The following is a 10,422-nucleotide window of genomic DNA, read 5'->3' on the forward strand; positions in this document are numbered from 1 at the left end:
GGCGCCGGCGACGTGCTGTCCGGCATCATCGCAGGGCTCCTGGCGCAGGGCGTGCCGGCTTTCGAAGCCGCCAGCATTGGCGTATGGATGCATGGTGAGGCCGCAAGCGAAGCCGGGCCGGGCCTGATCGCCGAGGATCTCACCGAGACGCTGCCGGCCGTGCATCGGCGGATCTATTCTGCGCTGGGGGTGGAGTACTAGTGCTCAGGAAGCTCGCGCTCGCCGACATGGGCACGGCGGAATGCGGCCTATATCGCACATGCGCTTGGCGTCGTTGCTCGCGCCAAAGGGATGACGCAGATTGCCAAGGATACCGGCCTGTCTCGCGAGCAACTCTATCGCTCGTTCAGCACCAACGGCAATCCGACGCTCAAGACGACGATCGCGGTGATGAAGGCACTTGGAATCGAACTCACGGCCAAGCCGCACGCCTAGTCGCGCGACCTCACTCCACCCCATACCACCGCACCAGTCGCGGCGCGGCCCAGTCGGTGGCGACGGATTCGATCAGCCATCGTCCGGGCGAGGTCGCCGCGAAGGCGATGCGCTGGGTCTGGCCGGGCTCGATCGCGAGCGTGTCGAGCCAGTAGGGTTTCCAGCCGTCGTCGAGCTTGTCGAGCAGGCGGAAGGGTTGGCCGTGCAGGTGGAAGACGGTCGTTGCGGGAGCGGCGTTCTTGAGGGCCAGCACGACCGTGCGGCCGGCCTTGGCGCGGAAGGCCGCGGTTGAGGCGGTGGAGAAGCTTGCAGGCCGGATCCAGCCGGCGTCGGCTGCGCCGAGCGCGACATCGAACCGCAGGGCGCCTTTCAGGTCGAGCTTCTCGGGGAGATCGTTTGCAGGGAGCGGCTGCGGCGGCAACAGCGGCACGCGCCGCTCCAGTGTGCCTGAGACCGTCAACTGACCGACTTTTCGCGCCTCCTTGCCGTCGTGCAGCAGGAATGCGGCCGATGTGGCCGTATCCACAAACGCATCGGCGCGTGCGCCCGGCGCCAGCACCAGGGCGCCGTTGCGGGCCGGGAACGGCTCGGCCGGCTGTCCGTCCAAGGCCATGACGTTAACTTCGTGATTTTCCAATTTAATTGCGAGAACAGAGCGTTGCGAGCCGTTGATAATGCGCAGTCGCAGCCGCTGGCCGGCCAAGGCTGAGAGTTCGAATGAAGTCTGCCCGTTGATTGTATAGAGCGGCTTCGCGTCCTTCGGGTCCTGGCCCGGCGGGACCGCGGTGCTGTCCGGCTGCAGGCGCCATTCCTCGATCAGCAGGACCTCGTCACGATCGACGGCGACCGGGCCGGTCTCGGCCGCGATGATCGGAAGCGGGCGGGCCGGCTGCTTCAGGCCGTCCTCGAACAGGCGGAAGTCGGCCAGCAAGGTTCCTGCATTAGGAATTGAAATGATTGATGTTTCGACTGCAGCTGGTGGGGCAGGCGCGCGTCCCCGGAGGGGGTCGGCCGGGGCACCGCCGCTGAGGCCGTACCAGACTGGCGCAAGCGGCACAGGTAGGTCGTTCCGAAACACCACTTCGCAACGGTCGCCACGCCTCAGACGGACGTCCCCAATGTGGCTTACGGCGGCGAGCTCCCAGATTGATGTAGGTGGCTGCCCTGGCCTGAGAGCCAGCGTCGCCGGCCTTGCCTGAAGGGCGAGCTGGGCGGTCACGAGCGGGCCTGCGCCACCCGTGATCAGCCCGGCCGCCGAGGCGCCAAGCCCGGCTGAAAGTCCGGCGCCAAGGCCGGCCAAAAGCTCGCGTCGGGTCGGGTCGAAGATCCCAGGTTTCATGGGCCGATCCGGACCACGCCGCGCTGGATAAGTCCAGCCGCCGTGCCTACGTAAAGCCTGCCTCCATCGGGCCATTTTTTTGCTGCGAACAGTCAGGCACATGCTATAAGCCCGGCCGCCCGCGGCATCGCGGCCGGTCTTGATGCAACTTCACGCGGGCGTGGCGGAACTGGTAGACGCGCTGGATTTAGGTTCCAGTGACGAAAGTTGTGGGGGTTCGAGTCCCTCCGCCCGCACCAAGCGCTTATCGCGTTTGCACGGATTACGAGACCTGCTTCCGCGCGGATGTTTGTCCGCTGGGAGCCGGTCCAATGAAGCACCGGCGTTGAGGCGTTTGCCTCGCGTCGGATCGATTAATGACAGCGTCCCGACGCATGCGCGCCGGGACCGAACGAGAAGAAGATTGGACGCCATGCAGGTCACAGAGACCCTCTCGGAAGGTTTGAAGCACGAGTTCAAGATCAGCGTCCCTGCGTCGGATCTCGACGCCAAGGCCGGTGCCAAGCTCGTTGACCTCAAGGACAAGGTTCGCATCAACGGCTTCCGTCCCGGCAAGGTGCCGGTCGCTCACCTCAAGAAGGTCTATGGCCGCTCGGTGATGGCCGAGACCATCGACCAGACCATCCGTGACACCAACACGCAGCTGTTCTCCGAGCGCGGCTTTCGCCTTGCGACCGAGCCGAAGATCACCATGCCGAGCGAGCAGGCCGAGGTTGAGGAATTGCTGAGCGGCAAGACCGATCTGACCTATACGGTCGCGATCGAGGTGGTGCCTTCGATTGCGCTCGCCGACTTCAAGACCTTCGAGGTCGAGAAGCCCGTCGCCGACGTCACCGACGCTGACGTCGACGAGGCGATCAAGCGCATCGCCGATACCAACCGCGCCTTTGCCGACAAGGGCGAGGGCGCCAAGGCTGCCTCGGGTGACCGCGTCACCATCAACTTCAAGGGCAGGATCAACGGCGAAGTCTTCGAGGGCGGCACCGGCGAGGGCATCCAGGTCGCCATCGGCTCCAACACCTTCATTCCCGGCTTCGAGGAGCAGCTGATCGGCATCGGCGCCAATGAGACGCGCACGCTGAAAGTGTCGTTCCCGAACAACTACATGAACGACAAGCTCGCCGGCCAGCCAGCCGAGTTCGAGACCACCGCGACGCTGATCGAGGCGCCGCAGGATCTCGCCGTCGACGACGAGTTCGCCAAGACGCTCGGCCTCGAATCGCTGGACAAGCTGAAGGAAGCCGCGCGCGAGCGTCTGGTTGCCGAGTTTGCCGGCGCGACGCGCCAGCGCGTCAAGCGCGCGCTGCTCGACCGCCTCGACGAGGCGCACCGCTTCGAGGCGCCGCCCTCGCTGGTCGACGAAGAGTTCAATCTGATGTGGAACTCGGTCAAGGCCGAGATGGCCTCCGCCGGCAAGACCTTTGCCGACGAGGACACCACTGAGGATGCGGCCAAGGAAGAGTACCGCAAGATCGCCGACCGCCGCGTGCGGCTCGGCCTCGTGCTCTCCGAGATCGGCGAGAAGAACAAGATCTCCGTGACCGACGACGAGGTCGGCCGCGCCGTGATCGAGCGCGCGCGCTCCATGCCCGGCCGCGAGAAGGAAGTCTGGGACTATTATCGCAGCAACGCCCAGGCGTTGGCCCAGCTTCGCGCACCGATCTATGAGGACAAGGTCGTCGACTTCATCCTCGAACTCGCCAACGTGACCGAGAAGAAGGTCTCGCGCGAGGACCTCTACAAGGACGACGAGGCGGAAAAGACCGCCGCCTGATGGCTCTGGAGCGTTTTCGAGCGAAGTGGATGCCGGTTCGCGTAAGGAAAGCGCGTCAAAACTAGGCCCGTTCCGATTCCGTCGGAATGGGGCTCTGGGACAGTCATCTATTAAGGATGATCAGCGAAGAGGCCCAGCTAGCCAGATGGCCGGCTGGGCCTCTTTGTGCGAATCAGCTTCAACTGCCCGACAGATTAAGCCTTAATGCGCTCCGCACTTGTCAGAAGCGAATTGGGCTATATCTGTCGATACGCCTTCTACTTCTTACCCAAGTTCCTGCATCACTGGACGTCCATCCGCCCTTCCGGCAAATCCAGCCAAACTGGCAGCCAGGCCGGCGATGTCCGTCTCCGAAAACCCTAGGTGACTCATGCGCGATCCGGTTGAAACCTACATGAACCTCGTGCCCATGGTGGTCGAGCAGACCAACCGTGGCGAGCGCGCCTACGACATCTTCTCGCGCCTCCTGAAGGAGCGCATCATCTTCCTGACCGGGCCGGTCGAGGACGGCATGTCGACGCTGGTCGTCGCGCAGCTCTTGTTCCTCGAGGCGGAAAATCCGAAGAAGGAAATCTCGATGTACATCAACTCGCCGGGCGGCGTGGTGACGTCGGGCCTTGCGATCTACGACACCATGCAGTTCATCCGCCCGCCGGTTTCGACGCTGTGCACGGGGCAGGCCGCCTCGATGGGCTCGCTGCTGCTCTGCGCCGGCGAGAAGGACATGCGCTTCTCGCTGCCGAATGCGCGCATCATGGTGCATCAGCCCTCCGGCGGCTTCCAGGGCCAGGCCACCGACATCATGCTGCATGCCCAGGAAATCCTGAACCTGAAGAAGCGGCTCAACGAGATCTACGTGAAGCACACCGGCCAGACCTACAAGTCGATCGAGGACGCACTGGAACGTGACAAGTTCCTGACCGCGAACGACGCCAAGGAGTTCGGCCTGGTCGACAGGGTCATCGACAAGCGCGCTGAGGAAGCGGCAGCGGCGAAGACTCCGTAACACTACTGGAGTGTGACGGCGATCCCTCGGCAACCTCTTGGGATCGTCGCGCACCATCAGGTGGCGTTCACGCTATGGGCGCGTGTGCGCGCTGCAAAACGCGGGTTTGCGCCCTGCGACAGGCAGAAAGTTCCGCTTTCGTGCTTGTTTTTCGTGGCAATCCAGCAACGCCGGGGTGATTTCGATCACTTCGCCCGTGCCAAGACCGGAAATCACGGTATTGTCACGGGTAGCCGGCGACGCCCGATTAGCGAATTCTTGATAGTCGGGTGACAGCATGGTTGGCTACGAATGATCGGCTAAGATCGCGGAGAATCGAGCGACCGTGATTCGCACGGGATGTAACGCGTAGGGTCTTTTTTGGTACGCAATTTGCTCTACTTAAGCTTCAAGCCGGCCACCGTGCCGGAATGGAGCGATCGAGCGGAACGGGATCGAACCGCGGACGGAGACATGAATGAGTAAGGTCGGCACGAGCGACTCCAAGAACACGCTATATTGCTCGTTCTGCGGCAAGAGCCAGCACGAAGTCCGCAAACTGATCGCGGGTCCCACGGTCTTCATCTGCGACGAGTGCGTCGAGCTCTGTATGGACATCATCCGCGAGGAGAACAAATCCTCGCTGGTCAAGTCGCGCGACGGCATTCCGACGCCGAAGGAAATCTGCAAGGTCCTGGACGATTACGTGATCGGCCAGAGCCATGCGAAGAAGGTCCTGTCGGTCGCGGTGCACAACCACTACAAGCGCCTCAACCACCAGACCAAGCACAACGACGTCGAGCTCGCGAAGTCGAACATCCTGCTGATCGGTCCGACCGGCTCGGGCAAGACGCTGCTCGCGCAGACGCTCGCCCGCATCCTCGACGTGCCGTTCACCATGGCGGATGCGACGACGCTGACCGAGGCCGGCTATGTCGGTGAGGACGTCGAGAACATCATCCTGAAGCTGCTCCAGGCCGCCGACTACAATGTCGAGCGCGCCCAGCGCGGCATCGTCTACATCGACGAAATCGACAAGATCAGCCGCAAGTCCGACAACCCCTCGATCACGCGCGACGTGTCGGGTGAGGGCGTGCAGCAGGCGCTGCTGAAGATCATGGAAGGCACGGTGGCTTCGGTCCCGCCGCAGGGCGGCCGCAAGCATCCGCAGCAGGAATTCCTGCAGGTGGACACCACCAACATCCTGTTCATCTGCGGCGGCGCGTTTGCCGGCCTCGAGAAGATCATCTCGGCACGCGGACGGTCGACCTCGATCGGTTTCGCGGCCCAGGTGATGGCGCCGGAAGACCGCCGGACCGGCGAGATCTTCCGTCACGTCGAACCTGAGGACCTCCTGAAGTACGGCCTCATCCCCGAATTCGTCGGCCGTCTGCCGGTCGTGGCGACGCTCGAGGATCTCGACGAGGCCTCGCTGAAGAAGATCCTGACGGAGCCGAAGAACGCGCTGGTGAAACAGTACCAGCGGCTGTTCGAGATGGAGAACATCGAGCTGACCTTCGCCGACGAGGCGCTTGGCGCGGTCGCCCGCAAGGCGATCGAGCGCAAGACCGGCGCGCGCGGGTTGCGTTCGATCCTCGAGGCGATCCTGCTCGAGACCATGTTCGACCTGCCGGGCCTGGAAGGTGTGGAAGAAGTCGTGATCTCCCGCGAAGTCGTGGAAGGAACGGCGCGTCCGCTCTACATCTACGCCGATCGGTCCGATCGCGCCGTCGAGAACGCCAGCGCCTGATCTGGCGGCGCTGGAACGCTCCAATTGTACCCTCGAGTTGGGCTGCGGAAGTGTATCTCCGCAGCCGGTGTTGCGTCGCTTACCGCGTTGCGTAAGCGCCTGATGGCGCGCGTTTTTCAATGACTTGACACCCCCCGGGTCGATAGCCACCTAATGTCGGCGGCGAGCAAAAATTCTCTTCCAGATTCGCCTCAGTTCCGATCCGGCAAGCCCGGTCCAACCTTCGATTGGTAGGCCGGTTTTGTGGATCACCTCGGCACCTTGTGGCGGTTGCGCATGAAGACGGCGGGCTGCGTGCAAGGGGGCAAAGCAAAAGGAAAAGGCCATGACTAATCCAAAACCGCGGCCAACCATCGTCCATGGCGAAACGCACGCTTATCCCGTGCTGCCGCTGCGCGACATCGTCGTCTTCCCGCACATGATCGTTCCGCTCTTCGTCGGCCGCGAGAAGTCGATCCGCGCGCTGGAAGAGGTGATGAAGAACGACGCGCTGATCATGCTCGCGACGCAGAAGAACGCGTCCGACGATGATCCGGCGCCCGATGCCATTTACGAGACCGGTACGCTCGCCAGCGTGCTGCAGCTCTTGAAGCTCCCTGACGGCACCGTGAAGGTGCTGGTCGAAGGGCTCGAGCGTGCGCGCGTGCAGAAATACACTGATCGCGCCGACTATTACGAAGCGACCGCCATTGCGCTCGCCGACACCGATGCGAAGTCGGTCGAGGCCGAAGCGATGGCACGCTCGGTCGTGTCCGACTTCGAGAGCTATGTGAAGCTCAACAAGAAGATCTCGGCCGAGGTCGTCGGCGTCGTGCAGGCGATCACCGATTTCGCCAAGCTCGCCGACACCGTGGCCTCGCATCTCGCCGTCAAGATCGCCGACCGCCAGGGCATCCTGGAGACGCTGTCGGTCACCACGCGCCTGGAGAAGGTGCTGGGCCTGATGGAGAGCGAGATCTCGGTGCTGCAGGTCGAGAAGCGCATCCGCTCGCGCGTCAAGCGCCAGATGGAGAAGACCCAGCGCGAGTATTATCTCAACGAGCAGATGAAGGCGATCCAGAAGGAACTCGGCGACGACGATGGTCGCGACGAGCTCGCCGATCTCGAAGAGAAGATCTCCAAGACCAAGCTCTCCAAGGAAGCGCGCGAGAAGGCGCAGCATGAATTGAAGAAGCTGCGCCAGATGTCGCCGATGTCCGCGGAAGCGACCGTCGTGCGCAACTATCTGGATTGGCTGCTGTCGATTCCGTGGAACAAGAAGTCCAAGGTGAAGAAGGATCTGGAAGCGGCGCAGGCCGTCCTGGACTCCGATCACTACGGGCTGGAGAAGGTCAAGGAGCGCATCGTCGAGTATCTCGCCGTGCAGTCGCGCGCCAACAAGCTGACGGGCCCGATCCTGTGCCTCGTCGGGCCTCCCGGCGTCGGCAAGACCTCGCTCGGCAAGTCGATCGCGAAGGCGACGGGGCGCGAATTCGTGCGCGTCTCGCTCGGCGGCGTGCGCGACGAGGCCGAGATCCGCGGTCACCGCCGCACCTATATCGGCTCGATGCCCGGCAAGATCATCCAGTCGATGCGCAAGGCCAAGTCGTCCAATCCGCTGTTCCTGCTCGACGAGATCGACAAGATGGGCGCCGATTTCCGCGGCGATCCGTCCTCCGCCTTGCTCGAGGTCCTCGACCCCGAGCAGAACGGGACGTTCAACGACCACTATCTCGAGGTCGACTACGATCTGTCCAACGTGATGTTCATCACGACCGCGAATACGCTCAATATTCCGGGCCCGCTGATGGACCGCATGGAGATCATCCGGATCGCGGGCTACACCGAGAACGAGAAGGTCGAGATCGCGCGCAAGCATCTGATCCCGAACGCGGTGTCCAAGCACGGTCTGGACTCCAAGGAGTTCTCGATCGACGACGACGCGCTGCTGCTTCTGATCCGCCGCTACACCCGCGAAGCGGGCGTGCGCAACCTGGAGCGTGAGCTTTCGACACTCGCCCGCAAGGCGGTGAAGGAGCTGATGATCTCCAAGAAGAAGTCGGTCAAGGTCACCGAGAAGACTCTGGAAGAGTTGCTCGGCGTGCCGAAGTACCGCTTCGGCGAGATCGAGAGCGAGCCGCAGGTCGGCATTGTCACCGGCCTTGCCTGGACCGATGTCGGCGGCGAGCTGCTGACCATCGAAGGCGTCATGATGCCCGGCAAGGGCAAGATGACGGTCACGGGCAATCTGCGCGACGTGATGAAGGAATCGATCTCGGCGGCGGCGTCCTATGTCCGCTCGCGCGCGATCAATTACGGCATCGAGCCGCCGATGTTCGATCGCCGCGACATCCACGTGCACGTGCCGGAAGGCGCGACGCCGAAGGACGGTCCATCCGCGGGCGTCGCCATGGCCACCGCGATCATCTCGGTGATGACCGGCATCCCGGTCCGCCACGATGTCGCGATGACCGGTGAGATCACGCTACGCGGCCGGGTGCTTCCGATCGGCGGCCTGAAGGAGAAGCTGCTGGCTGCGGCCCGCGGCGGCATCAAGACGGTGCTGATCCCCGAGGACAACGCCAAGGATCTCACGGAGATTTCCGATGCGATCAAGGGCGGCATGGAGATCATCCCGGTTTCCCGTCTCGACGACGTCGTCGCCAAGGCGCTGGTGAAGAAGCCGGTGCCGATCGTCTGGGAAGAGGACACCAAGGTGACGGTGAAGCCGGACGGCGATGAAGCCGCCGGCGGCCTGACCGCTCACTAGGCCATCGCGAAAGATGATAAAACGGCGCCTTCGGGCGCCGTTTTTGTTTTGGGGCAAGGAGATGCGGGCGATGCAGATCGACGGGCAATGCCATTGCGGGACAATCACCTTCGAGGCCGAGGTCGATCCGGAGGCGGTCTCGGTCTGCCACTGCACCGATTGCCAGACCTTGACCGGCTCGCCGTTCCGGGTGACCGCGATCTGCGGCGCGGCGGATGTCAAGCTCACTGCTGGCACGCCAAAAATCTACGGCAAGCGCGGCGACAACGGGCGGATGCGCTTCCAGCATTTTTGCGCCGACTGCGGTTCCCCGCTGTTCACCAGCGGCGAGGGCGACCAGGAGGACGATTGGGGCATCCGCTGGGGCAGCATCCGCCAGCGTGACAAGTTGCGGCCCGTGAGGCAGATCTGGTGTCAGTCGGCGGCGGTGTGGATCGACGCCGTGCCGCTGCTGCCGGGCAGGCCGGGGGATTGACCGCACGGCTTGAAGTTCCGCGCTTGCCCGTCCGGGGCTTGTGAGGCTAAAGAGGCGGCGAGGGCGGTTAGCTCAGCTGGTTAGAGCATCTCGTTTACACCGAGAGGGTCCGCGGTTCGAATCCGTGACCGCCCACCAATCTCCTCTTGCGGCGCCGCTTTCGTTGTCCGTCGATCAATTGCAGACCTCACGCAGGCCGCTGACCGTATTATCGGCGACTTTCTCCAAATGGCACCCCTTGCGCACGGGACGACAGCCAGCATTGTTGCAAGTCATTTGCCCCGCCACCTGCGGCGCTGAGGGCGCTGCCTCGATTTGCCTGCGCGCCCTGTCTCTGTGGGTCGAATCCTCTCGCGTCGCGACAGGCTTCTTGTCCTGCACCTTCTCGCATTCATTGTCGCCGTTGACGCGGTAACCGGCTCGGCAAGCGATCTTAACGCAGGTGTCGCCATCGGCCTTGAAGCCGTGGTCGCAGACCAGCGGGCAGACACGTCCCGGCTTGGCCTTGATCGCATCGAGCGCGTCGAAGCTCGCGAGCTTGGGGTCGAACTTGGTGCCGGCGTACTTGTTGAAAAACGTCAATGAGCGTTGTGACGACGCGTTCCAGTCGCCGTCTACCGAAGTCGTCAGGCACCCGACGCGGCGCAGCTCCGCCTGCACCAGCTTCGTCGTTTCCTGCGCTGACGTCGCGGGCGGGGGCGAAGAGGGCGCCACGGCTGCGACCTTCTGCTCCGCATTGGCGGAGGCTGGTTTCTCCGACGCCCGATTGGCCGCCAGATCAGCTGCGGCCTTGTCGCTCGCGAGCCTATCGGCCAGCGCCTTCTCCGCTGCCAGCTTGTCGGCCAATGCGTTTGCCGCCGCGGCTTCGGCGGCTCTGGCCGCAGCCGCCGCCTTGTCCTGCTCGGCCTTGTTGGC

Annotated in this window: 7 protein-coding genes, 2 tRNA genes and 2 pseudogenes; 9 read left to right on the forward strand and 2 right to left on the reverse strand. The window is 63.5% G+C overall.

The annotated features are described in order from the left end of the window. Both MOV74_RS20260 and MOV74_RS20265 read left to right on the forward strand, forming a co-directional pair. On the forward strand, positions 1-201 hold a 201-nt coding region (locus tag MOV74_RS20260; protein ID WP_309486818.1), incomplete at its 5' end, for an NAD(P)H-hydrate dehydratase. A 39-nt stretch (positions 202-240) separates the two neighbouring features. Beyond that, positions 241-435, forward strand: a pseudogene (locus MOV74_RS20265) (addiction module antidote protein); the annotation flags it as partial. Between the two features lie 10 nt (positions 436-445). On the opposite strand, the gene MOV74_RS20270 reads toward MOV74_RS20265, so the two are convergent. Further along, positions 446-1,774 carry a multicopper oxidase family protein gene (locus MOV74_RS20270; protein WP_246926005.1) on the reverse strand — a complete coding sequence of 443 codons (1,329 nt, stop codon included), beginning with the start codon at positions 1,772-1,774 and terminating at the stop codon, positions 446-448. A 154-nt stretch (positions 1,775-1,928) separates the two neighbouring features. On the opposite strand from MOV74_RS20270, the gene MOV74_RS20275 reads away from it, so the two are divergent. From MOV74_RS20275 to MOV74_RS20305, 7 genes are all read left to right on the forward strand, one after another. Further along, positions 1,929-2,013: transfer RNA gene (locus tag MOV74_RS20275), tRNA-Leu, on the forward strand. Positions 2,014-2,186: 173 nt separating this feature from the next. Further along, complete coding sequence (gene tig, locus MOV74_RS20280) at positions 2,187-3,548, forward strand: trigger factor (protein WP_246926008.1); 1,362 nt, start codon at positions 2,187-2,189, stop codon at positions 3,546-3,548. A 370-nt stretch (positions 3,549-3,918) separates the two neighbouring features. Continuing rightward, on the forward strand, positions 3,919-4,554 hold the full coding sequence (locus tag MOV74_RS20285) for an ATP-dependent Clp protease proteolytic subunit (protein ID WP_246926009.1): 636 nt from the start codon (positions 3,919-3,921) through the stop codon (positions 4,552-4,554). 457 nt (positions 4,555-5,011) lie between these two features. Further along, a complete protein-coding gene (clpX, locus tag MOV74_RS20290) occupies positions 5,012-6,283 on the forward strand; it encodes an ATP-dependent Clp protease ATP-binding subunit ClpX (protein WP_091965274.1) in 1,272 nt (423 codons plus the stop codon). Between the two features lie 325 nt (positions 6,284-6,608). Then, positions 6,609-9,032 carry an endopeptidase La gene (lon, locus tag MOV74_RS20295; RefSeq protein WP_246926011.1) on the forward strand — a complete coding sequence of 808 codons (2,424 nt, stop codon included), beginning with the start codon at positions 6,609-6,611 and terminating at the stop codon, positions 9,030-9,032. 70 nt (positions 9,033-9,102) lie between these two features. After that, positions 9,103-9,507, forward strand: coding sequence for a GFA family protein (locus MOV74_RS20300; RefSeq protein ID WP_246926012.1), 405 nt, complete (start codon positions 9,103-9,105; stop codon positions 9,505-9,507). 61 nt (positions 9,508-9,568) lie between these two features. Next, positions 9,569-9,645, forward strand: a tRNA-Val gene (locus MOV74_RS20305). 36 nt (positions 9,646-9,681) lie between these two features. Here MOV74_RS20305 and MOV74_RS20310 read toward each other — a convergent pair. After that, positions 9,682-10,422, reverse strand: a pseudogene (locus MOV74_RS20310) (caspase family protein); the annotation flags it as partial.

It is taken from the genome of Bradyrhizobium sp. SHOUNA76 (genome assembly GCF_023006445.1).
GTDB lineage: Bacteria > Pseudomonadota > Alphaproteobacteria > Rhizobiales > Xanthobacteraceae > Bradyrhizobium.